Raw genomic sequence first — 24,027 nt, 5'->3', positions numbered from 1 at the left:
TTTTTTTATGTTTATTTACGTGCATTGCTGGTGAGAAAAATCTTTATTACTCATATACCGGCTTTTAACTAAAGGAGGAAGCAAAAATGAAATCCCAATGGATGCTCGTAATCGGATTATTATTTGCAATCATCATTGCAGTCTTCGCAGTATTCAATGTCGATAAAGTTCCAGTCGACTATGTATTTGGTGAAGCTCACTGGCCACTCGTTCTAGTCATTCTTGGTTCTGCGCTACTCGGCGCACTCGCAAGCGGACTCTTTGCAGTCTTTAAATCTGTCAGGACCAGACGTGAAGTTAAGGTTCTGCAAAGACAAATCACCGAGAAAGAAAGTACGATTGCCAACCAACAAAACGAAATAGCGATGCTGCAAAAATCACCAGAACTCGCAACCGAAGTATTGGGTGATCAGTATGATGCCAAAAAGTAATACAACAAGCGTCTTTGCGATTAATGCAAAGACGTTTTTCTTTCGGATACAATCCTTTCAGAAATCATCTGCAGCCGGTATAATAGACATAAGGAAGTGAATGCATTGATTAAATCTAACAAAAATTGGAAGATACATAGACCCGATGAAGCTGTGGTTGAAAGCTTGATGAAGGAATTGAAACTGCCTTCGCTTCATGCGAAAATTTTAGCATCTCGTGGATTTCAAGATTCTGAATCAGTCAAAAAGTTTCTAACGACCGATGCAACCGCTCTGCATGATCCATTTCTCTTATATGATATGGACAAAGCAGTGGCAAGAATTCAAGCAGCTATAGAAAACGGAGAACATATTGTCGTATACGGTGACTACGATGCCGATGGTGTAACCAGTGTTACGGTCCTAACAACTGCGTTAGAAAGAATTGGAGCGGATGTATCCTTTGTCATCCCCAATCGATTTGAACACGGCTACGGGCCAAACAGCGAGCTGTTCCAAGAAATCGCGGATCTTGGCGCTTCCCTCATCATTACAGTGGATAATGGCATTTCTGGAATTGATCAAACCGTTTTTGCAAAATCGATCGGACTCGATATCATCATCACGGATCACCATGAAATTGGAGAAACCTTACCTCAGGCAGATGCTATCATTCATCCAAGACATCCTGAAGGAAATTACCCATTTGGTGAGCTTGCAGGCGTTGGTGTTGCGTTCAAACTAGCAACGGCGCTTCTCGGTGAGGCACCGCTCGATCTACTCGAATTTGCTGCAATCGGAACAGTAGCAGACTTAGTTCCTCTATTAGATGAAAATCGGTATTTCGTAAAAGAAGGCATCCGACGTCTTCGTATGTCGAGTCGCCCTGGAATACAGGCTTTGGCGAAAATCGGTGGAACAGAACAGCGACAATTCACGGAGGAGACGCTCGGCTTCATGGTCGGACCACGACTCAATGCACCTGGTCGTTTAGGAGATGCAGACCCTGCTGTCGAGCTATTGAAAGCAGAAGAAAGTGATATAGCAACTGGAATCGCAAACGAACTGGACCGCCTCAACAAAGAGCGACAAGCCCTCGTCAATGGGATTTCAGAAGAAGCGCTCACAATGATTGAAGAACATTACGGCTCAGCCATCCCGCATGTATTTGTTTTAGCTAAGGAAGGGTGGAATCCGGGTGTTATCGGAATCGTCGCTTCCCGGTTGACCGAGAAATTCCATCGACCTTCAATTGTCCTTTCGATTGACCCAATTGCTGAAACTGCAAAAGGATCTGCACGTAGTATCGAAGGATTTGACCTTTACCAAGAGCTCTCGAAGAACAAAGAACTCCTTCCACACTTCGGTGGGCATGCAATGGCTGCTGGTATGACGCTTGCCCTAGCGGATGTGGATGCTCTACGAGACCGGTTGAATGAACAAGCAGGACAAGTGTTAACAGATGAACAGCTCATCGCTACTGTTCAAATTGACGTCCCACTGACGATCGATGAAATTGAAGTGGACGTATTGGAATCTTTGGAACAGCTACGTCCATTTGGCATGGCCTTCCCGAAACCAATGTATATGATTGAACAGATAACAGTCGGTTCCATTAGGAAAATTGGTTCTGCGAAAAACCATTTGAAATTGGAACTAGAAGATGGTGCGAGTAAATTGGATGCGATCAGCTTTGGTTCTGGAGAACTTGCAGATGAAATGACACACGGCATGTCACTAATGGTGACAGGGGATTTGCAAGTGAATGAGTGGAACAATTTTAAAAAGCCTCAAATCTTACTCCAAGATATCCGTTCTGATGAGCGTCAAGTGTTCGATTTGAGAGGAATCCGGGATCCGCTTCGTTGGATTCATACAATCCCTAAGGAAAATGCTCTCTATATTGCGTTCCAACCTCAGACGAAAACTCACTTTTTACCGATTCTTCAAGGAAGAGAAATTACGTTGTATGAGGAGCGTCAGGTAGATGGAACGATAGAACACGTTGTGTTACTTGACATGCCGGAACAACAAGACCAGCTCGAGTCGTTACTGAGTGAGTACGATCCAGGCCGGATATATGCTCATTTCTATGCACCGGATTCGCGGTATTTTGACGGCATTCCGGATCGAACGGAGTTTGGATGGTACTTCAGCTTTTTGAAAAAACGGAGTACATTTGATTTATCCGCACAAGCAGAGCAGCTAGCGAAACACAAAGGTTGGAAATTAGATACAATTTATTTCATGTCGAAAGTGTTTTTTGATTTAGGATTTGTTAAGATAGAGAATGGTGTAGTTTATATTGAACCAACAGCAGGCAAGAGGGATCTTGCCGATGCACCTGCTTATCAAGAACGGAAAAGACAGATTGAAATGGAAGAACGGATGTTGTATGCCCCTTACCATGAACTTAAGCAATGGTTTCAAAAGGTGCATCAGGAGATAGCCGTCAAGGAGGAAACAGTATGGACTTGAAACAATTCGTAACAGTAGTTCCCGATTATCCGAAAAAAGGGATTAGCTTTAAAGATATTACAACGATCATGGATAATGGAGAAGCCTACAAGTATGCGACAGACCAAATCGTAGAGTATGCAAAAGAAATGGGTGCTGAACTTATCGTTGGACCTGAAGCACGAGGTTTCATCATCGGATGTCCAGTTGCTTATGCACTTGAAATCGGTTTTGCACCGGTTCGTAAACCAGGAAAATTACCTCGCGAAACGATTGCAGTCAACTACGATTTAGAATACGGTGTGGACCAATTAACAATCCATAAAGATGCCATCAAACCAGGACAGCGTGTTCTCATTGTGGACGACCTTCTGGCTACAGGTGGAACAGTTGGAGCTACGGTTGAACTTGTTGAAAAGCTAGGCGGCGTTGTGGCAGGATGTGCGTTCCTAATCGAACTTACTTACCTGGATGGTCGTCGAAAATTAGAAAACCATAATGTCATTTCCCTAATGAAATACTGATTTCTTTCTCCCCCGCAATTTTCGCGGGGGAGTTTTTGTATTTCTTTAATAGAAATGGAGCAAAAACAGCTTTAGACATGCTTTCGACACAGTGACGAAACTCCGTGAATTCATTTCTTTACAAATCTTCTATTTTCGCCATACAATAGAGGTATGTTTATTTTTTCGGAAATTGCTTGAAAGAGGTGAGAGAATGGCTAAAAATCAAGATTTAACGGCAGAAGATATATTTGAACTTGTCGGTTCCTATATGAATAACGAACACGTCGCATTTGTCGAAAAAGCGTACGAAGCTGCAAAGAGAGCGCATGAAGGTCAGTTCAGAAGTTCTGGAGAACCTTACATTCTCCATCCTGTGCAAGTAGCTGGAATTCTTGCAGAACTTCAGATGGATCCTTCGACAGTAGCTGCAGGCTTTTTGCATGACGTTGTAGAAGATACTGAAATTGGAAGAGACGACATCGTGCGAGACTTCGGTGAAGAAGTCGCTATGCTTGTCGACGGGGTCACCAAACTCGAGAAATTGAAGTTTAAAACGAATGAAGAAAAACAAGCGGAAAATCACCGGAAGATGTTTATCGCAATGGCTCAAGATATTCGGGTCATTCTTATTAAACTGGCGGATCGTTTGCATAATATGAGGACGTTAAAGTATGTGAAAGAAGAAAAACAACGTCGTATCTCTGCGGAAACACTTGAAATATTTGCACCGCTAGCGCATCGACTCGGAATATCTGCGATTAAATGGGAGCTTGAAGACATTGCCCTTCGCTATTTAAACCCTCAGCAATATTACCGCATCGTCAACCTCATGAAACAAAAGCGCGTGGAACGTGAAAACTATTTGAAAAATGTTATGGAACAAATTAATAGTGAAATTGGGACAATGGACATTCACGCAGAATTGTCGGGCAGACCTAAACATTTGTACTCCATTTATCGGAAAATGGTCTTGCAGAAAAAAGAATTCAACGAAATTTATGATTTACTAGCAGTTCGTATTGTCGTGAAAAGCATTAAAGACTGTTATGCAGTACTTGGGATCATTCATACACTTTGGAAACCGATGCCTGGTCGCTTCAAAGACTATATTGCGATGCCAAAGCAAAATTTGTACCAATCGTTGCATACAACTGTTGTTGGACCTGCGGGTGATCCTCTTGAAGTACAGATCCGTACGGATGAGATGCACAAAATTGCTGAATTCGGGGTTGCTGCACATTGGGCGTATAAAGAGGGAATCACTGCCGATCACCCCGATACGATCGACTCTAAGTTGACATGGTTCCGTGAAATATTAGAAATGCAAAATGAGTCTTCAAACGCAGAAGAGTTCATGGAGTCATTGAAATTCGATCTATTCTCGGACATGGTCTACGTATTCACACCTGAAGGGGACGTCGTCGAACTTCCTAAGGGCTCCATTCCAATCGACTTTGCCTATCGTGTTCATTCTGAAGTTGGGAATCGTACAATCGGTGCGAAAGTGAATGGCAAAATGGTTCCGCTTGAAACCGAATTATTTACAGGTGATATTGTAGAAGTGTTAACGTCTAAACAGTCGTTTGGGCCAAGCCGTGATTGGTTAAAAATCGCCAACACATCTCAAGCACGTAACAAGATACGCCAATATTTTAAAAAGCAATTGCGTGAAGAGAACATTTACCGCGGAAAAGAATTGCTTGAAAAAGAAGTGAAACACCAAGAATACGTACTACGCGAAGTAGTAACACCAGAAAGTTTACGACGCGTTATTGATAAATTTAGTTTCACATCTGAAGAAGATATGTATGCAGCTATAGGCTCTGGCGGAATTACCGCACAGCAAGTCGTCAATCGAATGACGGACAAGATCCGTAAAGAGCGGGAACAAAAAGATACGATTGATAAGATTGTGTCTGAGATAAAGACTCAGCCGCCCCCACCAATGACAGAATCAGGTGTTGTCGTCAAAGGGCTGGAAAACCTACTCATTCGCTTATCTAAATGCTGTAATCCGGTACCGGGAGATGAAATTGTCGGGTTCATCACAAAAGGTCGTGGCGTATCAGTTCACCGAGTGGATTGTCCGAATATCCATGCGGACGGTGAGCAAGAGGATCGCTTGATAGATGTCAGTTGGGCAGTTTCCGGTACTGAAAGCATCAAGAAAGAATTCCAAGTCGATATCGAAATTACAGGCTATGATCGACAAGGTCTGTTAAACGAAGTGATGATGACAGTAGTCGATACTAAAACACCGATTGTGGCGGTTTCCGGTAAAGCAGACCGTGTAAAGATTGCTCACATCAGTATGTCTATTAAAATTACGGATTTGCAACACTTACAACGAATAGTCGATAAAATTAAGCAAATTCGAGACATCTATTCCGTTCAACGTATTATTAATTAACAAAGAGGTGTCTTAACATGAAAGTAGTCCTACAACGTTCTAAGAAGGCTTCAGTCACGGTAGATGGTACCGTGACGGGCGCGATCGAACATGGGTATGTACTACTCGTCGGCCTCACTCACACGGACACACAAGAAGATGCTGCGTATGTTGCGAAGAAAATCGCAGGTCTCCGTTTGTTTGAGGATAAAGACGGGAAGATGAATCGCTCTATCGACGAAACGGGTGGAGCTATTCTTTCGGTTTCTCAATTCACGCTTTATGGAGATACGCGTAAAGGGAGACGCCCGAGTTTTATCGAAGCAGCGAGACCAGAAACGGCAGAGCCTCTTTACGATTATTTCAATGAACAGCTCCGTGCCTACGGTTTGACGGTGGAAACGGGGATTTTCGGTGCAATGATGGATGTAGCTCTCGTGAACGACGGTCCAGTGACTATTATTGTTGAATCCAAATAAAAACGTCCGCTGCAGCCAAGAGTTGGCTTGCAACGGACGTTTTTTCATTGTGCGTCAAAATAATGAAGAAGTCCTTTATAAATTCCTTGTGAGGCTTGTTCCCGGAAATAAGAACTCGTAAGTACACGTTCTTCAGATGAATTTGATAGGAATCCTAATTCAATAAGGACTGCAGGCAACCTATTTTCACGGAGAACCAAGTAATTAGCAGGCTGGGTACCACGATTGGTTAAATCGATAGAACCGGAAAGCCCGTCATTAATGGCTTGCGCAAAAGAATGTTGAGTAGACTGCGTATAATAGGTGGTGAATCCTGTAATCGATCGGTCTGGATTCGCGTCATAATGCAGACTTACGAAAGCATCTGCACCTTCCTGTTGAGCGATGGACGTACGCTTCCGAAGAGACACATACGTATCCGAATTTCGTGTCATGACGACAGTAGCGCCTGCATCTTTTAATTTCCCAGCAAGTAGTTCTGCAGTTAGTAATGTTAAATCTTTTTCGTCTGTTCCATGTGTGCCGGTTGTGCCACGGTCATTGCCTCCATGACCTGGATCTAATGCAATAGTGATTCCTTTTAAGGTCCCTGGAACTCGCTTTGTTTTTTTCGGAACTGTAGTTTTCGAAGCGGTAGAAGCTTCAGAAGAATTGACAACCCATTCAGCGACATATGCGGTTCCACCAGTTGGCAGATGGACCTCATACCAGTCATCTTTCTTCTCGACCACTCGGAAGACATCTCCAGCGTCAGCACGTAAGGCAACGTCTGAGGAGGTAGTAGGTTCTACACGGATGTTTGTCCCATTTGTGACAATCGAGACGGTCTTTGTAGAGTTTTTTGAAGTATTCGTGCTCTTGTTTGAAAGTTCACCATGGAATGAGTATACCCAACCGGATTTTTTACCTTCCAATGAAATCTTGACCCAATTACCCTCAATTTTTTGAATGGGATAGGTTTCTTTCTTACTCACACTCCCAATTCGCTTTGAGGTCTGATCAGGCTTCTTTCGGACATTCAATTTGTCCACTGTCACAGTAAATGTATTGGCATCCGTAACTTTGGGTTTATCCGACTTTGATACAGTCTGATTTTGTTCTGAATCTACTTCAGTTATGTATGTCGTGTGGACCCATCCTTCCATGCCGTCAACGATAATTGAAGCCCATTCGCCTTGGTATTCAATGAGTTCTGCAAGATCGCCGGAACGTAATTTCCCAATAGCTGCAGAAGTGATGGAAGGAGACGATCGGATATTCAATGAATCAACACGGGAGACGATAGTTTTTTCATCTTTGAATCCGCTGTCATTGGACTTGGTAAGCCAAGAAGCAATCCATCCTGTTTCACCATCAACCGATATTTGGAGCCAATCATCTGAGCGATCGATGACTTTCACTTTTTGTCCATTTTTTAGTTTTCCTGTTAAGGAATAAGTGAGCCCTGGTCCAGAACGAATATTTAGCGTAGGAGAATCAACAACTACCGTATGTCCTGAAGAATTTGCAGTAGCAGGTTGTGCATCTAGCAACGTAACCGATAACAATAGGATAGCGGCTACTAGTTTCGCGATTTTTGCCATTCAATCACTCTCCTTTATCATTATTGTAAAAGAGATTGTCGAAAAAGACTAGAAGAAATGAAAAAGGTTGACACATTTTCAACAGATGGTACTATTATTGTTAACTGCATGAAGAATTCATGTCGATGACTTGGAAAGTAATCAAGATTGTGGCTGAACAGAGAAGGGCGGACGTGGCTGAAATCCCCCTGCAGACTAACTTGACGAACAACACCAACGAGACTCTTTACTGAAACGCCCGAGCGGCATATTAGGTAAAGACGGAGCCGGCCGTTATCCGGATACGAGTGGACGTCATAGACGTCAATTTGGGTGGAACCGCGGAAGCTAATTACAAGCTCTCGTCCCTTGCATACGCAAGGGGTGGGAGCTTTTTTGTATTTCCGTTGAACTGAAACAGACGAGAGGGGTTTACTAATGAAGTTTAAAGTGCCAAGAGGAACACAAGACATTCTGCCTTCCGAATCATGGAAGTGGCAAAAAGTAGAGCAACTTATCCGCGAAGCGTGTGAAGTTTATCGCTATTCAGAAATACGTACACCGATGTTTGAGCAGACTGAACTTTTCCAAAGAGCGGTTGGCGATACAACAGATATCGTGTCGAAAGAGATGTATACATTTAAAGACCGCGGAGATCGTTCCATGACTTTGCGTCCTGAAGGAACAGCACCAGTCGTTCGCTCGTTTGTTGAACATAAGATGTTTGGCTGGGTAGACCAGCCTGTCAAATTGTACTACATTGAGCCGATGTTCCGATACGAACGTCAACAAGCAGGACGGTATCGCCAATTTGTTCAATTTGGAACAGAAGCAATCGGCAGTGCTGATCCAGCAATCGATGCTGAAGTAATCGCCCTGGCACTCGAGGTATATAAACGTGCAGGCTTGAAAGACATCAAACTGGTATTGAATTCTCTAGGGGATAAAGATTCGCGCACAGCACATAGAGATGCATTAGTTGCACACTTCACACCGCATATTGATGAGTTTTGCGGTGATTGCCAAACCCGCTTAGAAAAAAATCCTTTGCGAATTTTGGATTGTAAAGTAGACCGCGACCACCCACTCATGAAAACAGCACCATCGCTAACAGACTACTTGAATGATGAATCCCGTGCATATTTTGAAGCGCTGAAGGAATTGTTAACGAAAGCGGGCATCTCTTATGAATTAGATCCAAATCTAGTACGCGGCCTTGATTATTACAATCACACTGCTTTTGAAATCATGAGCACCGCTGAAGGTTTCGGCGCAATTACAACGCTATGCGGCGGCGGCAGATATAATGGACTTTCTGAAGAAATTGGAGGTCCGTCAGCTCCAGGTATTGGCTTCGGAATGAGTATCGAGCGTTTACTGCTAGCACTTGAAGCGGAAAAAGTTCCGCTGACAAATGATGACGCACTGGATGTGTATGTCGTGACACTTGGTGAAGCAGCGAAGAAAGAAGGCTTCCAAGTCCTTCAGCAATTACGCGCAGCAGGCATCCGTGCAGATATGGACTATCTCGACCGGAAGATGAAAGCGCAAATGAAGTCCGCGGACCGATTACAATCCAAGTGGGTTACTGTTATCGGGGAAGAGGAAGTCGAACAACAGATTGTCCAGCTTAAAAACATGGCGGAAGGTACACAGCAATCCGTTACCATCACCGAACTAATCGAACTTATTAAAGGCTAATTGAAGAGAGGCAGTGTTGAATGATGCAGCGAACACAATATTGTGGAGAACTAAATGAGCAACATATCGGTCAAGAAGTAACGTTAAAAGGATGGGTTCAAAAACGTCGTGACCTCGGGGGACTAATTTTCGTGGATATGCGTGACCGGACAGGAATCGTACAAGCGGTTTTCAACCCTGCAATTTCTGAAGAAGCACTAGCAATTGCAGAAAAGTTACGAAGCGAATTCGTCATTTCAATTACGGGTAACGTAGTAGAACGCGAAGAACGGACAAAGAACAAGAATTTGAAAACGGGAGCTATCGAAGTCCAAGTGACCGATCTCACAATAATCAATGAAGCGAAGAATCCTCCATTCTTAATCGAAGATGACACAGATGTCAGTGAAGAGCTGCGTTTGAAATATCGATATCTAGATCTTCGTCGTCCACAATTAGCACGCACATTCAAAATGCGTTCGGATATTACGAAGACAGTCCGTAACTTCTTGGATGGAGAAGGCTTCCTAGAAGTTGAGACACCAATCCTAACAAAGTCGACACCTGAAGGCGCACGTGACTATCTCGTACCAAGCCGTGTCCATGATGGTGAGTTCTATGCACTTCCACAATCACCTCAGCTCTTTAAACAGATGTTGATGGTATCCGGTTTTGATCGCTACTTCCAAATTGCACGTTGTTTCCGTGATGAAGACTTGCGCGCAGACCGTCAGCCGGAATTCACTCAAATTGATATGGAAATGAGTTTCATGTCTATCGAAGAGATTATTGAGTTAAACGAACGCTTGATGCAAAAAGTTATGAACGATGTGAAAAATACTACAATCGATGGACCATTTAAACGGATTACGTATACAGATGCAATGGCTCGTTACGGTTCGGACAAGCCGGATACTCGTTTCGCGATGGAACTTATCGACGTTTCAGAAATAGTGAAGGAAACAGCATTTAAAGTGTTCACCGGCGCATTGGAAGCTGGCGGCCAAGTTAAATTGATCAACGTAAAAGGTGCTGCAGCTGATTATTCACGTAAAGATATCGATGGATTCGGTGAGTTTGCAGCAGTCTACGGCGCTAAAGGATTAGCTTGGTTGAAATGTGAAGAGGATGGTCTCAAAGGACCGATTTCCAAGTTCTTTGAAGGCGAAACTGCTGAAGCACTTAAAACAGCTGCAGATGCACAACCAGGCGACTTGTTATTATTCGCTGCTGATAAAAAATCAGTGGTCGCAGACACGCTTGGCGCACTCCGTATGAAGTTCGGTCGCGAACGCGGACTAATCGACGAAACTCTTTATAACTTCCTATGGGTTACAGACTGGCCACTGTTTGAATACGACGAGGAAGATGGACGTTATTATGCAGCCCACCATCCATTCACAATGCCAGCTGACGTTGAGGAACTTGTGTCTAGTCCAGAAACAGTCAAAGCGTTAGCGTATGACTTAGTGTTGAATGGATATGAATTAGGTGGTGGTTCACTCCGCATTTACGAACGCGATGTTCAGGAAAAAATGTTCAAAGCACTTGGATTTACAGATGAACAAGCACGCGAACAATTTGGATTCCTACTCGATGCATTCGAATACGGAACACCACCACACGGCGGAATTGCATTCGGTCTAGACCGTCTTGTCATGTTGCTTTCTGGTTCCACTAACCTACGTGACACAATTGCATTCCCGAAAACAGCAAGTGCAACAGACTTGTTAACAGCTGCTCCAGACGTCGTCGACCCTAAACAACTGAAGGAATTGCACATCCAATTGGCGGACGAACAAAAATAGGAAATTAGGACTTTTCTGAATTATACAGGTAATTTCATAAGCAAATTATTGAATCTCAAGAAGTCGTATGATATGATACATCTAACAACAAATCCTGAGGTGTTCGTTATTTGCCAGACAGTTTTGACCGAACACTTTAATCGTCGGGAGTCTAGATTCTTCTTATGATGACACGCCTGTCATGGGACCTCAGAAGTGAGAAGATCGGACACCCACCTGCACCGTGCGGGTTCAAAACGATATTACAAAGACGGCACATTTGGGATTTGTTTCTTATGTGAAAGTTCACCTCTCGGCAGTCTTGCTGAGGGGTTTTTATATGTGAATTCCGAAAAAGAAAGGTCGTTAGAAAATGCTAAATCAGTTTTCAAGAAACGAATTGTCCATAGGTAAAGAAGGTGTTAAGCGAATGTCCGACACGACAGTTGCGATTTTAGGAGTTGGAGGAGTCGGTTCTTTCGCTGCTGAAGCATGCGCACGTAGCGGCGTTGGTAAAATTATTTTAGTAGATAAAGATGATGTAGATATTACCAATATCAATCGCCAATTAGTAGCCTATTTATCTACAGTTGGACGTTCAAAAGTGGAAGTGATGGTCGAACGTATTCAAGATATTAATGAGAATTGTGAAATTGTGCCACTCCATATGTTTTATACGGAAGAGACTGCAGAGCGATTTTTCGACCAAAAGCCGGATTATGTGATTGACGCATCGGATACAATCAGTTACAAAATTCACTTGATTGAACAATGTCAAAAGCGTGGTATTAAAATCATTTCAAGTATGGGTGCAGCGAACAAAATCGACCCGACTCGATTCCAAATTGCTGATATCTCAAAAACGCATACCGATCCAATTGCAAAAGTGATTCGTACGCGACTGCGTAAACTAGGGATCCATAAAGGAGTACCTGTTGTGTTTTCAGATGAAAGCCCAATCATTGTTCGACCGGATGTCGTAGAGACGGTTGGAAAGCCTGATGCCGAAATCCGGAAAGCGAAAATGCCACCCGCATCGAATTCCTATTGCCCATCTGTAGCGGGGCTTGTCTGTGCTAGTTGGGTATTGAATGACATCACAGCAGATATCCCATTGGAACGAGTGAGTGACGCAAAGAAGTAATGTGAAGGCGGGGGAGTATTGACAAGTGATCATAAATCATGAGATCTACTCATAAGTCCATTCAGCGTATCCAATGAATTGCTCTAGCTATATTGCCTAAGCAATAGCCTGAAAGAAACAAGCGAAGCGCCACCAACTAATCCCTTAAAAAGGAAGAATGGTGGAACGCTATCGTTGGTTTCTACTAGATGAAAAAGATATTAAAAGATTTGATTGGTTAAGTGCACTTTGCTAGGGAAGTCTCGTATTTTCTAGTCCACATATTGCCCAACCTGCCAACTTACTGGCAGGTTTTTGATTTCGCCTATCAAAAATAGTTTGGAATGATCATAAATCAATGGATTTGCTCATAAAAAATGAAATATGATCATAAATCGCGGAATGTGATCATAAATTCTCAAAAGTGCTCATAAACTAGAAAAAGTGATCATAACCCCTCAAAACTGATCATAAACACAAAAATATGCTCATAACCTAAACAATCCACCCAACAAAAAAGCATGCGCGCCTAGAAGAGGTCCAACGACTCTCTGAGGTGTGCATGCTTTCCTTATTATTTCTTCATATACTCCCGTTTCCAAGCTAACACTTTCTCAAATGCCTCGTCTACAGTGTCCGCTTCAATCGCTACTTTCAAGTCATCATCCACTTTTCCAGTTGAATGTTGATAGCGGGGATCATAGTAATGCTCAAGTAGCAGTAGAGTAGCCGTCTCAAAATCACCAGTTTCCAACGCGATTTCGATTTCCTTCGCAATCGGAACGTGTATCCTACGCCGAATTTGTTCGAAAGCAGCTTTGAACTCTTCAGGTCGCTCCGTTGGTTTGTAGTCTTCCAACGTAATTCTTACACGCTCTTCAATCGGTAGTTTGATGATCAACTGTCGACTGTGTTCTTTTTTATCGAACAAGAACCCAGGCATCGTCACTTTACCGATACGTTTACTTTCACCTTCAATGAACACAACTTTTTCATCCTTAGTCCGTTTCAAATCATGTAAAAGTAACGACTCAAAGTTTTTCTGATTACTGCCAGCTAAACCAATCTGACCGAAAATTGACCCTCGGTGACCTGCGAGATGTTCTAAGTCTACTATGGGTTCATCCGCTTCTGCTAACTTATGCAAAATAACTGTTTTGCCTGAACCAGTATAGCCATTTAACACAATCAGCTCAGGTGTATACTCTATATTATTAAGCTCTTCCACAACCCATTGGCGGTACGTGCGAATGCCACCAGTCAGCCTGTGAGCATGTATTCCCATTAGATCGAGAACCGTCGCTGCGGTTTTACTGCGCATTCCTCCACGCCAACAAAATACCGTCATGGATGTATCGATTTTTTCAAACTCAGCAATGAATGCAGGAAGCTTTTCTGCAAATATGGCAAGTCCTCTTTTTTTCGCTTCTGCCTGACCGATTTGCTTATAAATCGTCCCGACTTCTGCGCGTTCTTCATCATTAAATAGAGGAATATTCAAGGCTCCTGGAATACTTGCCTCTGCAAATTCTTTAGGAGATCGGACATCGATCATTGTATGGGGCTCTTTTGCGTGGAGCCCCATTAAATCCCTTAGCGTTATATCTCGAAACATACATGCACCTTCTTATAGGACAGAAATGTGTCCAGGATTGTCAGACGTAACTGTACCAATTTGTTTTGCGTCCACACCATTCTTCTGGAGTGAAGCGAGGAGCTCATCGGCTTCGTCAGGGGAAACAGCGATCAGTAAGCCGCCTGAAGTGACAGCGTCGCACAAAATCCATTGATCAATTTGGTCTAAGTGACTCGCAAATGTGACATCATTTTCAAGGTGTGCAAAGTTATTTTTCGTACCACCTGGAACACGACCACCTTCTGCTAATTCTTTAGCACGAGGGAGGACTGGAACAGCACTAGCCTCTATTGTGATGCCCGCGTTACTGCCTTTTGCCATCTCAGAAGTATGCCCAAGTAGACCAAATCCAGTCACATCTGTAACTGCATGAACGTCGAAATCAGCCATTGTCTCAGCAGCCGTTTTGTTCAATGTTGTCATGATTGACGTAACGTGCTTGATTTCTTCATCAGATAATTCACCGTGTTTCAGTGAAGTTGTATAGATGCCAACTCCGATTGGTTTCGTAAGAAGGAGTACATCCCCAGGCAGAGCCCCTGCATTTGGTCGGATTTTGTCAGGATGAACAGTACCTGTAACGGCAAGGCCAAACTTCGGTTCTTGGTCGTCAATTGAGTGTCCACCAACGAGTGCTACACCTGCTTCTTTCAATTTGTCACCAGCGCCACGAAGAATTTCTGTCAAAATTGTTTTGTCTAGTGCCGCAATAGGGAATGCAACTATATTAAGGGCAGTTATTGGAGTCCCTCCCATAGCGTAGACATCACTGATTGCGTTTGTCGCAGCAATTTGACCGAAGTCGTACGGATCATCTACGATTGGTGTGAAGAAATCCAGTGTTTGCACGATTGCAAGATCATCTGTTAACTTGTAAACACCAGCATCATCGCTTGTATCCAATCCCACTAATAGGTTTGGATTTGGTGTTGCGGTAGGGAGTGTGCGCAAAACTTCAGCTAAATCCGCTGGTCCAATTTTGCAGCCACAGCCGCCTTTTTTTGTAAGTGTCGTCAGTTTAACTGTTGTTTCCATATATTCGTCGCCTCACATTTCTGTTTTGTTCAGTAAGCCGAAAAAGCTTGCTATCGTTCAGTTTATCACAAAACACGTAGTTATCTGTTGTGAAGCATTCAAAAAATGACAACAACCGACAAAACTTATTTATATCCCACCTCAAGTGAGGCCTCAAAATGATAAGTAACATCGATACTGAAGGAGGAATTTTTAATGGAAAGCTATGAAATGATTATTGGAAAACAAGACTTCGGTGAAAAACTAGAAAAAATCCCGGTCGTCAATCCATTTACACAAGAAGAGATTGCGGACGTACCTAATGGTGGAGAAGTCGAAGCCACCCGAGCTGTCGATGAAGCCCATAAAGCTTTCCCTGAATGGGCTGCACTTTCTGCATATGAACGTAGTGAATTGATCATGAAATGGCATGATCTAATTGAACGCGACAAAGAGGATCTAGCGAAAACGATGACGCTGGAACAAGGGAAACCGACGAAAGAAGCTGTTGGTGAAATCGATTATGCGAATGGTTTTAATAAATGGTATGCAGAAGAAGGGAAGCGTCTCTATGGGGAAACGATTCCTGCCACTCAACAAAATAAGCGTATGTTTGTCACCAAACAACCGGTTGGTGTCGTCGCGGCTATTACACCGTGGAACTTCCCAGCAGCGATGATTACACGAAAAGTGGCACCTGCGCTTGCTACGGGATGTACAGTTGTTATAAAACCATCCCGTCAAACACCTCTCACGGCTATCAAGCTCGGGAGACTTGCTTTAGAAGCAGGGATTCCTCCGGGAGTAGTAAATGTCGTAACTGGTGACTCCAAAACGATTAGTGATGCATGGCTTGAAGATGGACGTGTAAAAAAGATCACGTTCACTGGTTCTACAGAAGTGGGTAGAGGACTCATGAAGAAGGCGTCAGATACTGTGAAAAAGGTATCGCTTGAACTGGGTGGATTAGCTCCAGCAATTGTGATGGAAGACAGTGACCTCGAGAAAGCGGCGGATGGTGTCATTGCTACGAAATTTAGAAATGCTGGACAAACATGTGTCTGTGCGAATCGGATCTATGTCCAGGAATCGATTGTCGAGGAGTTCTCGAAAATATTCACTAACAAAGTAAAAGCTTTAAAAGCAGGAGATGGTCTCGAATATGGTACTCAAATCGGACCATTAATTGATGAAAAAGCGGTTGAAAAGGTGGAGATGCATGTAAAAGATGCTCTCAAGAAAGGAGCGAAAGTGGCGACAGGAGGTCAAAAGTTAGAGGGACTCATCTATGAACCGACTGTGCTAACAGGTGTAACTGAAGATATGTTGTGTATGAACGAAGAAACATTTGGGCCAGTCGCACCGATTTCCACTTTTAAAACGGAAGAGGAAGCGATTCAACGGGCGAACGATACGATTTATGGTCTAGCAGCCTATCTATTTACCGAAAACCTTAGCAGAGGAATCCGAATGAGTGAACAGCTTGAATATGGCATTGTTGGTCTGAACGACGGTTCTCCATCTTCACCACAAGCACCATTTGGAGGATTCAAGCAAAGTGGTTTAGGTCGAGAAGGCGGTCACCATGGTATCGACGAATTTGTAGAAGTTAAATATATTTCAGTCGGATTGTGAGACCCAAAAAAACAGGCAGAGCCAAAAGGGCTTTGCCTGTTTTTTGTTCCGTTAAATCAATAAATCGAACAACGTACTGTCATTATTCACTTCAGTAAACGAGAACCCGTTCGAACGCATCCGATCCAGCAATCCGCCATAATCCTCAGGATGCTTCAGTTCGATACCAACGAGTCCTGGACCGTTCTCTTTGTTATTCTTCTTCGTGTATTCGAAAGTTGTAATATCATCATTTGGACCGAGCACGTTATCTAGGAATTGTCGTAACGCACCCGCACGCTGCGGGAAATTCACAATGAAATAATACAATAGTCCCTGATGGATTAAAGACTTTTCTTTGATTTCCTGCATTCTCCCAATATCATTATTTCCTCCACTAATGACGACGACAATTGATTTCCCTTTAATTTCTTCCTTATAAAAATCGAGTGCTGCAATTGGGAGTGCGCCAGCCGGCTCTGCAATGATTGCGTGCTTATTATACAATTCGAGAATGGCTGTACATACCTTACCTTCAGGAACTGCTACTATGTCTTCGACCAATTCAAAACAAATATCAAAAGTCTTCTGACCCGGGCACTTCACCGCCGCTCCGTCAACAAACTTATCGATTGTAGGTAACGATGTTAACTTTCCCTTTTCAAAGGAAGCTTTCATGCTAGCCGCACCAGCGGGTTCCACTCCAATCATGCGGGTTAACGGAGACAGGTTTTTAATATACATGCTCATACCAGAAAGGAGTCCACCGCCGCCAACGCTTGAAAATACAAAGTCAATGGGCTCTTCAATGTCATTCATAATTTCAACAGCGACCGTAGCTTGACCAGCGATAATGTCAAAATCATCAAATGGATGAATGAAAATTCGATCTTCTTCTTCTGTACAAAGCATGGCACTTGCAAAAGAATCGTCAAATGTATCTCCTGTCAATAAAATCTCAACGAAGCCTTTACCGAACATTTTCACTTGGTCAACTTTTTGTTTAGGTGTGGTTAACGGCATGAAAATCTTCCCGTCAATGCCAAGTTGCGCACACGCGAACGCCACGCCTTGAGCATGATTACCAGCACTGGCACAAACAATGCCCTTATCCAATGCGTCGGATTCAATCCTCTTAATTTTGTAATAGGCGCCTCTTAACTTGAAAGATCGAACGTGTTGCAAATCTTCTCGTTTGATGTAAACCGTACATCCATATTCTTCTGACAACCGTTCGTTTTTTTGAAGAGGTGTATGTGCCACGATGTCTTTTAATACCTGATTAGCAATTAAAATGTCTTCAATACCTAAATTTTTCTTTTCTACTTCTTGAACGTTTGTCAATGGGTCGACCTCCTCAACACTAGCATTTTTCAATACTAACACGTGTTGAAGGAGAAATACAACCACTAAGTCTAAATAGTTAGAACATTTAGTTCGAGAATTATATGTAAGCGTTTTCTTTATGAAAATATATATTATTCACTTGTGTCTACAAGTTTTAGCGCTTCTGATTGTAATCGAATTGTAAAATGCGGGGCATGGATAGGTTCACCATCTAATATGAGCAAGATGTTCCTATTGGCTTCTAATGTAATAGTAGTACCTGTTAAATAAGTGATTGAAGGACTGTGAATCAGATTTCCTTGAAGAAGTTTAGGAAACAAACGAAGTAGAAGGGAAGGCCGATTTGCTGTATGAGCGACCGTGATATGCATTAACCCATCATTTGTAAGTGCTTCCGGACAGACGCGCAGGCCACCCCCATAAGAGGGGGTATTGCCGACAGCAATCAGCCATGTGCGCTGCCAGAAATATGGTTCATCATCGATAGACAAATTTACTTCGAATGGTGTAAAGGTGCTTATTGTATGGATAGCTGCAAATGGGTAGGCAAGCCCGCCTAATCCAATTTTGTTGAGCAATGATTTGTAAAAAGAGTGGTTGGCTTTGTCACCGATTTTTGCATCTACACCAGCAGCAGCAATGGTAATTCCGAGTTTCCCATCCACATCTAGTAAATCGACTTGTTGGGTAGAAAAATCTCTTAGTCTCTCTACGAAAACAAAGGGATCATGGGTAAGGCGAAAAGCTCTCGCGGCATCATTCCCAGACCCTGCGGGCAGAATGGCGAGAGGAATGGACTGTTCTGCTGCAAGTTGAACGATAGATCCCGTCGTTCCGTCACCACCGATGACTACAACCGCTGAGAGTTTCCTGCTTCCCAACAGATTTTCAAGGAACTGATTAGACGCTTCTGTTGAATCGCTTAGCAGTGCTTCGTATGGCATATTATGCTGGATCAGCAATTGTTCGACTCGTTGAAATAGCTGAGTTGCTTTTCCACGACCAGAAGAAGGATTGACAATGATTGCATACATAAATCACACCCCATCCCAATAGTTTAGTTCGAAGGTTTTGTAAGTGCTTCATCAAGCTTTTTATAAATCACTAACATAGCTTGCTGTTCTTCCGGTGAAATGTGTGAAAACAACTCTCGACGCACTTCAATTCCATCATTATAAGCTTTTTCGACAAGCACTTTACCTGCTTCAGTAATGGATAAATACTTAGTTCTTTTGTCTTCTTCAGCTTGTCTTCTTTCAATTAAACCTTGTTTTGTAAGCTTCATTGAGAGGTGAGTAAGTGAAGCTGGGGTGAAATTCAGTTTCTTAGCAATATCTGAAGGTCTGCTTTCTCCCTCGTTCAATAATTCTTGAAGAACGAGGATATGGGAAATACCCAGATCGTTATCAGAGCGCTGTTGCCATTTGACAATCATTTGATAGCTAACTTTTTCAATCGTGTGGAGCAGTTCGAAAATATTCTTATCATCATTATTATTAGTCATATTGGGAAACCTCCGGTGGTAATAAACTTGCTAAGGAAACGATTGCAAGTTATTAAAAGTAAAAGACTATTTTATCATACCTCAACGATGATGAAAAATAGAGAAAAATGACTTCGAAATATAGAATTTAGGTCGATATATAAATGTGCGACCAGAGTGAAGTTTGTGTGACAGATTATGTTTGTATAGTTTTTTACTCAAATCTAAGGTAAGGTTATAGGTAGTAAAGTCCTTATTAAAAGAAATCGAAAAGAGGTATTATGTATCATGAAGGTAAGAAAGTCATTAACATTTCAATTAGGTAGTTTGATAATTGGAATTCTTGTTGTCATGCTTGCTATCACGTCCGTAGCTACTTACAAAACGGCATATGACAAACTCTTCGAAGCAGCTGGTATCGAAGCGTATGGTTGTGCAAATATTACTACCGGTCTTATTTTACCGGAAGATATGAACAAAGCACTGGCAGGAGACACTTCCACACAAGACAAAGTAGGAGAACAACTTAACTGGACAACTGCTCATAAAGACATCTTTGAAACACAATACATTGTCGAGTTAGACGGAACTTTAGTGGCTGTTGATGATAATCTTAAAGCTAAAGGATTCAAGCCAGGAGATAAGTTCAAAGTGGATGATGAAGCGATTGCTATGCTTGCTGACATGAAACATCCTACCTACTCTAAAGCGTATAACTTTGCAGGCATGAAACGTCTGTCAGGATATGCCCCGATTTTTAAAGATCAGGATCCAACTAAAGAAGTTATCGCCGTTAGTGTAATTGACTTCGACGCAGGAATTGTCACTTCACGCACATGGGGAGTTGTTCGAAACGGTATTTTAATTAGTATCGTTCCATTACTGCTCGCAGCGCTGTTGACGATTTTCTTACTTCGTAAAAAAACTAAACCTATTTCGAAGCTCATCGAGCATTCCAAACAGTTGGCTTCTGGTAACTTAGGGATTGCGGATGTACAGGTTTCTAGTAAGGATGAGGTTGGAGATCTAGGGACAACATTAAACACACTCGCTTCAAATTTACGGAATATGATTGGGACCGTCAAAAAGTCTTCATCCAAATTAACAATAAGTATGGCACAAACAGTGGACTCCTTAGAAGAAATGGAAGGCGCCGCTCATATGGTTTCTGAAAATATTAATGAAGCTGCGAGCTCCGTAGTGGATGGGAACGCGAGTGTGGAGCAAGTTGCTCAACTTATCCAGGATTTAGCACAGGATCTTCATCAAGCGGATGAGCGTGCAAAAAAAGCTACATCTATCTCATCAAACACGATGGTATTAGCAGAAGAAGGTAGAGAACGGGCAATATCTCTTAATGAGGATATGAAAAAGATATCAGTCTCCTCATCGAGTACGAAATCTGCGATTCAAGGGCTTATCAATTCTGCGAAAAAAATCCAGATGATTACTGAATCGATTTCTGATATTGCAGGCCAAACCAACTTACTAGCATTGAATGCTTCCATTGAAGCGGCTAGGGCCGGTGAACATGGTAAAGGATTTGCAGTCGTTGCTGATGAAGTACGTCGTCTTGCAGAACAATCCAACCAAGACGTTCAGGAAGTGGGGCAACTGATTAAAGATATATCTTCTAGTATTGCAGACGTGGTGTATTCAACTGAAGAGAGTGGCAAACTGATTGAAATGGGATCAGAGACAGTAAGCCAAACCGCTCTGACATTAAGTGGTATTTCCGCAGCTGTTGAAGATACAGTTGCTGAGGTTTCGGCAATCTCAGAAAGTCTGATGCGTGAGGCGCAGAAGTCAGAGGAAGCAGAGCGTTATATTCGAATGTTAGCAGATGCACTTCGTTCTTTGGAGGAAATGACTTCGAACATATCAGCATCAGGTGAAGAAACGTCAGCTACGATTAGTGATGTCGCAGAACAATCCAATGATTTGAAACGACTTGCAGAAGACTTAGATGGAAGTGTTCAACTCTTCCAATTGACTGAAGAAGAAGGAGACTCCTCTTCACGCGTATGACCTCGTGAACAGAGCTAAGGTTACTGTGGAGCGTATCTCTTTTCACGTGTCAGATCATGTTGTATTCGTGCGATATATGATATAATGAAGTGGTGAAAAATTTTAGTTCTGAGGAGTTATCGACATGCTAAAAGATTTATTTATGGGCCTCTCCCAAAACCAGACATTAAACAGCGCAGCGAAAAAATACGGTCTAAAGCTGGGAGCTCAAAACGTAGTAGCGGGGACGAATGTTCCTGAAACAATTGAAAGTATTAAGGAACTGAATGCGCACGGTATTTCTTGTACTGTCGACAATCTTGGTGAGTTTGTTTACAATCGCGAAGAAGCAACTGCTGCAAAAAAACAAATTTTAAGCGTAGTTGAAGCAATTCATGAAAACGGCGTCGATGCGACGATTTCACTGAAGCCTTCTCAACTCGGACTGGATATCGATCCAAGCTTCTGTGAAGAGAATTTGCGAGAAATCGTAAGTAAAGCTAATGAATACGATATTTTTGTTAACTTTGATATGGAAGACTATGATCGCTTGAAGCCTTCATTCGATTTACTTGATGATTTATCAAAAACATATAAAAATGTCGGAACTGTCATCCAAGCTTACTTTTTCGAAGCGGAAGACTATATGAAGGAACATAAAGATTTCCGTCTACGCATTGTAAAAGGGGCATATAAAGAGTCACCTGCTGTTGCGTATCAGGACAAAGCGGATATCGATGAAAACTTTGTTAAATTAATTGAATGGCATTTGTTAAACGGGAAGTTCACTTCAATTGCGACGCATGATCACCATGTGATTAACCACGTAAAGCAATTTGTGAAAGAAAATGATATTTCTTATGATAAGTTCGAGTTCCAAATGCTTTACGGATTCCGTAAAGATATGCAATTAGAGCTTGCGAAGGAAGGCTACAACTTCACGACTTACGTTCCATTTGGTGAAGACTGGTATGGATACTTCATGCGCCGTCTTGCAGAGCGTCCACAGAATATGAACTTGATAGTAAAACAAGTGTTCAACAAAAAGACGAATACATTTATCGGATTGGCTGCGGGTGCATTTGCCCTAGGTCGCATGACGAAACGAAATAAATAAAAGATACAAAGGCTGCTCATAACTTCAGTGAATACTGAAACCAGAGCAGCCTTTTTTTGATTGTAGTTTGTAAAGTATTAATGTTTTGTTACTCAGTTGCTTCCTTATTAGTAAACAACAACAAAAAAGTAAACAATCATCGCGAGTAATCCGAAGGGGAAGCCGAAGCGAGCCCATTCCTTGCTAGTGATGGACAGTTTGCCAGCAGCAATGATATTTGGAATGTTACCTGGAATCAGCATACCTCCGCTAATTAGTAAGCCCATAAGAATAGCGCGGATGGTTGGTTCATCCATGGTTGGGCCAAGTTCGATTGACGCAAGTGTGGCGTTATCTAAGACAGCTGATATCATGTTGGTCCAATAGAGGAAAGTAGGGCTTTTCCCTTCTAAAGCGGGACTCAATAACGGTTCAAATCCAGTCCCTAGAAGAGAGAGAGCCATGACAAATATGTATACTTTAACACTTCTGATGATAATAGCAGTCCAAGATTCTTTCTCTAATTTCTTTTCTTTCCCGCGTTTTACGTGAGGGGGGGCTATGACAATTCCTGTTATAATGCCAAGAAGAAAAATTGCAGTGATGACATCGCTTCCTAACAAATTGAATAAGTAAAAAAATGATTCGTCTAATCGACTGGTTGCAATTGTCGATAAAGGCTCACCAAGTGGGGTCAGGACTGCCCCCAACCCGATAGCGTAGCAAGATAGAATAACTAGGCGGATTTGAGTCCGTCTGTCATAATCGAGCAAACTAATGATTGAGACGAGTAAAACTGCAGCTATGATGGCGGTTATGAAACTAGCTACTAATCCAATACTGATTACAATTAGTGCAACAAAAACCCTGGAAGGCATGAGACGCTCTGCAAAGCTGATCGACTGACTGAATGGTTGTTGAAATACACGAAATAGCCACCCTGCGAGTAGTACCGCGCACGTTATTGCAATAGGGTCAGTAACTACAGTATGAAGCAACGCTTTGTTCCAATTACCGGCTATGAAAACTGCACCGATTCCTAATGTGAAAAGATAGAGTTCCAATTGTCGCTCTGCGAAAGAAAATAGGAACGGTCCTAACAAAACAGCGAAAAGCAAAATCAGCAACAAAACTGTCATCTAACATCCCTCACTTCAAATAACTCATTTAGTTATTTAATTTATGCAAGGACGTTCCGTGAAATCACAGCACACAAAAAGCGGTTTTCTCGAGGGAGACCCGCTCAGACTGTAGACAAAAGGGATGGGAATCAATTTGAATTCCATCCCTGTTTTCTTTTTGCATCGTTTTCTCTGAAAATGAAGGATAACAACAGGTCGTTGATCTCCGTTCCGGACGGGTGCTTTCCGGGGGCTTACCCTCAGCCTCCTCGTCGCTTCACTCCTGCGGGGTCTTCGCGCTGCGCTGATCCCCAGG

At 42.6% G+C, this 24,027-nt stretch carries 18 protein-coding genes, 1 other RNA gene and 1 other annotated feature; of the genes, 12 read left to right on the top strand and 7 right to left on the bottom strand.

Annotated elements, in window-relative coordinates:
* Window positions 1-86 precede the first annotated feature (86 nt).
* From RL70_RS08600 to dtd, 5 genes are all read left to right on the top strand, one after another.
* Complete coding sequence (locus tag RL70_RS08600) at window positions 87-431, top strand: lipopolysaccharide assembly LapA domain-containing protein (RefSeq protein ID WP_039043014.1); 345 nt, start codon at window positions 87-89, stop codon at window positions 429-431.
* 105 nt (window positions 432-536) lie between these two features.
* A complete protein-coding gene (recJ, locus tag RL70_RS08595) occupies window positions 537-2,888 on the top strand; it encodes a single-stranded-DNA-specific exonuclease RecJ (protein ID WP_039043013.1) in 2,352 nt (783 codons plus the stop codon).
* Window positions 2,879-3,391: an adenine phosphoribosyltransferase gene (locus RL70_RS08590; protein ID WP_039043012.1), complete on the top strand. Its 513-nt coding sequence runs from the start codon at window positions 2,879-2,881 to the stop codon at window positions 3,389-3,391. Before recJ ends, RL70_RS08590 begins: the two co-directional genes overlap by 10 nt.
* Window positions 3,392-3,584: 193 nt before the next feature.
* Window positions 3,585-5,783 (top strand): bifunctional (p)ppGpp synthetase/guanosine-3',5'-bis(diphosphate) 3'-pyrophosphohydrolase, encoded by a 2,199-nt coding sequence (locus tag RL70_RS08585; RefSeq protein WP_039043011.1) that lies wholly within the window; start codon window positions 3,585-3,587, stop codon window positions 5,781-5,783.
* Between the two features lie 17 nt (window positions 5,784-5,800).
* Window positions 5,801-6,241: a D-aminoacyl-tRNA deacylase gene (gene dtd / locus RL70_RS08580; protein WP_039043010.1), complete on the top strand. Its 441-nt coding sequence runs from the start codon at window positions 5,801-5,803 to the stop codon at window positions 6,239-6,241.
* Between the two features lie 44 nt (window positions 6,242-6,285).
* Here dtd and RL70_RS08575 read toward each other — a convergent pair whose 3' ends face one another.
* Window positions 6,286-7,824: an N-acetylmuramoyl-L-alanine amidase gene (locus RL70_RS08575; RefSeq protein WP_039043009.1), complete on the bottom strand. Its 1,539-nt coding sequence runs from the start codon at window positions 7,822-7,824 to the stop codon at window positions 6,286-6,288.
* Window positions 7,825-7,940: 116 nt separating this feature from the next.
* Window positions 7,941-8,176: a binding site (T-box leader), on the top strand.
* 65 nt (window positions 8,177-8,241) lie between these two features.
* Between RL70_RS08575 and hisS the strand changes: the two genes are divergently transcribed.
* From hisS to RL70_RS08560, 4 genes are all read left to right on the top strand, one after another.
* Window positions 8,242-9,504: a histidine--tRNA ligase gene (gene hisS, locus RL70_RS08570; protein ID WP_039043008.1), complete on the top strand. Its 1,263-nt coding sequence runs from the start codon at window positions 8,242-8,244 to the stop codon at window positions 9,502-9,504.
* 20 nt (window positions 9,505-9,524) lie between these two features.
* Window positions 9,525-11,291: an aspartate--tRNA ligase gene (gene aspS / locus RL70_RS08565; protein WP_185736873.1), complete on the top strand. Its 1,767-nt coding sequence runs from the start codon at window positions 9,525-9,527 to the stop codon at window positions 11,289-11,291.
* 88 nt (window positions 11,292-11,379) lie between these two features.
* Window positions 11,380-11,561, top strand: a non-coding RNA gene (gene ssrS / locus RL70_RS17540) — 6S RNA.
* A gap of 82 nt (window positions 11,562-11,643) precedes the next feature.
* Window positions 11,644-12,414, top strand: coding sequence for a ThiF family adenylyltransferase (locus tag RL70_RS08560; RefSeq protein WP_025783551.1), 771 nt, complete (start codon window positions 11,644-11,646; stop codon window positions 12,412-12,414).
* A gap of 553 nt (window positions 12,415-12,967) precedes the next feature.
* Here RL70_RS08560 and mnmH read toward each other — a convergent pair.
* Complete coding sequence (gene mnmH, locus RL70_RS08555) at window positions 12,968-14,008, bottom strand: tRNA 2-selenouridine(34) synthase MnmH (protein WP_039043007.1); 1,041 nt, start codon at window positions 14,006-14,008, stop codon at window positions 12,968-12,970.
* Between the two features lie 12 nt (window positions 14,009-14,020).
* The gene (gene selD, locus RL70_RS08550) at window positions 14,021-15,064 is read right to left on the bottom strand and encodes a selenide, water dikinase SelD (protein WP_039043006.1); all 1,044 of its coding nucleotides are present in this window, start codon (window positions 15,062-15,064) and stop codon (window positions 14,021-14,023) included.
* 195 nt (window positions 15,065-15,259) lie between these two features.
* On the opposite strand from selD, the gene RL70_RS08545 reads away from it, so the two are divergent.
* Window positions 15,260-16,678, top strand: a complete 1,419-nt coding sequence (locus RL70_RS08545; protein WP_039043005.1) for an NAD-dependent succinate-semialdehyde dehydrogenase — start codon at window positions 15,260-15,262, stop codon at window positions 16,676-16,678.
* A 51-nt stretch (window positions 16,679-16,729) separates the two neighbouring features.
* On the opposite strand, the gene ilvA is transcribed toward RL70_RS08545, so the two are convergent.
* The 3 genes from ilvA to RL70_RS08530 form a co-directional block, all read right to left on the bottom strand.
* A complete protein-coding gene (gene ilvA / locus RL70_RS08540; protein WP_039043004.1) occupies window positions 16,730-18,001 on the bottom strand; it encodes a threonine ammonia-lyase IlvA in 1,272 nt (423 codons plus the stop codon).
* 134 nt (window positions 18,002-18,135) lie between these two features.
* Window positions 18,136-19,038 carry a diacylglycerol kinase family protein gene (locus RL70_RS08535; RefSeq protein ID WP_039043003.1) on the bottom strand — a complete coding sequence of 301 codons (903 nt, stop codon included), beginning with the start codon at window positions 19,036-19,038 and terminating at the stop codon, window positions 18,136-18,138.
* Between the two features lie 23 nt (window positions 19,039-19,061).
* On the bottom strand, window positions 19,062-19,508 hold the full coding sequence (locus tag RL70_RS08530) for a MarR family winged helix-turn-helix transcriptional regulator (protein WP_039043002.1): 447 nt from the start codon (window positions 19,506-19,508) through the stop codon (window positions 19,062-19,064).
* A 267-nt stretch (window positions 19,509-19,775) separates the two neighbouring features.
* Here RL70_RS08530 and RL70_RS08525 point away from each other — a divergent pair, with 267 nt between their 5' ends.
* Together RL70_RS08525 and RL70_RS08520 are read left to right on the top strand one after the other, a co-directional pair.
* Complete coding sequence (locus RL70_RS08525) at window positions 19,776-21,515, top strand: methyl-accepting chemotaxis protein (RefSeq protein WP_039043001.1); 1,740 nt, start codon at window positions 19,776-19,778, stop codon at window positions 21,513-21,515.
* 124 nt (window positions 21,516-21,639) lie between these two features.
* On the top strand, window positions 21,640-22,611 hold the full coding sequence (locus RL70_RS08520) for a proline dehydrogenase family protein (RefSeq protein WP_039043000.1): 972 nt from the start codon (window positions 21,640-21,642) through the stop codon (window positions 22,609-22,611).
* Between the two features lie 107 nt (window positions 22,612-22,718).
* Here RL70_RS08520 and RL70_RS08515 read toward each other — a convergent pair whose 3' ends face one another.
* A complete protein-coding gene (locus RL70_RS08515) occupies window positions 22,719-23,729 on the bottom strand; it encodes a DUF1646 family protein (protein ID WP_039042999.1) in 1,011 nt (336 codons plus the stop codon).
* Window positions 23,730-24,027: the final 298 nt, after the last annotated feature.

This window comes from Sporosarcina sp. ZBG7A, assembly GCF_000813425.1.
Lineage (GTDB): Bacteria > Bacillota > Bacilli > Bacillales_A > Planococcaceae > Sporosarcina.
The sequence above is the reverse complement of the archived record's forward strand: the minus strand, read 5'-3'. Positions and strand labels throughout refer to the sequence as shown.

Excerpts from the sequence above, each read along its gene's own strand:
- RL70_RS08600 (WP_039043014.1), top strand. The coding sequence starts at position 87 with ATGAAATCCCAATGGATGCTCGTAATCGGATTATTATTTGCAATCATC.
- RL70_RS08590 (WP_039043012.1), top strand. The coding sequence starts at position 2,879 with ATGGACTTGAAACAATTCGTAACAGTAGTTCCCGATTATCCGAAAAAA.
- RL70_RS08585 (WP_039043011.1), top strand. The coding sequence starts at position 3,585 with ATGGCTAAAAATCAAGATTTAACGGCAGAAGATATATTTGAACTTGTC.
- dtd (WP_039043010.1), top strand. The coding sequence starts at position 5,801 with ATGAAAGTAGTCCTACAACGTTCTAAGAAGGCTTCAGTCACGGTAGAT.
- RL70_RS08575 (WP_039043009.1), bottom strand. The coding sequence starts at position 7,824 with ATGGCAAAAATCGCGAAACTAGTAGCCGCTATCCTATTGTTATCGGTT.
- hisS (WP_039043008.1), top strand. The coding sequence starts at position 8,242 with ATGAAGTTTAAAGTGCCAAGAGGAACACAAGACATTCTGCCTTCCGAA.
- aspS (WP_185736873.1), top strand. The coding sequence starts at position 9,525 with ATGATGCAGCGAACACAATATTGTGGAGAACTAAATGAGCAACATATC.
- RL70_RS08560 (WP_025783551.1), top strand. The coding sequence starts at position 11,644 with ATGCTAAATCAGTTTTCAAGAAACGAATTGTCCATAGGTAAAGAAGGT.
- mnmH (WP_039043007.1), bottom strand. The coding sequence starts at position 14,008 with ATGTTTCGAGATATAACGCTAAGGGATTTAATGGGGCTCCACGCAAAA.
- selD (WP_039043006.1), bottom strand. The coding sequence starts at position 15,064 with ATGGAAACAACAGTTAAACTGACGACACTTACAAAAAAAGGCGGCTGT.
- RL70_RS08545 (WP_039043005.1), top strand. The coding sequence starts at position 15,260 with ATGGAAAGCTATGAAATGATTATTGGAAAACAAGACTTCGGTGAAAAA.
- RL70_RS08535 (WP_039043003.1), bottom strand. The coding sequence starts at position 19,038 with ATGTATGCAATCATTGTCAATCCTTCTTCTGGTCGTGGAAAAGCAACT.
- RL70_RS08530 (WP_039043002.1), bottom strand. The coding sequence starts at position 19,508 with ATGACTAATAATAATGATGATAAGAATATTTTCGAACTGCTCCACACG.
- RL70_RS08525 (WP_039043001.1), top strand. The coding sequence starts at position 19,776 with ATGAAGGTAAGAAAGTCATTAACATTTCAATTAGGTAGTTTGATAATT.
- RL70_RS08520 (WP_039043000.1), top strand. The coding sequence starts at position 21,640 with ATGCTAAAAGATTTATTTATGGGCCTCTCCCAAAACCAGACATTAAAC.
- RL70_RS08515 (WP_039042999.1), bottom strand. The coding sequence starts at position 23,729 with ATGACAGTTTTGTTGCTGATTTTGCTTTTCGCTGTTTTGTTAGGACCG.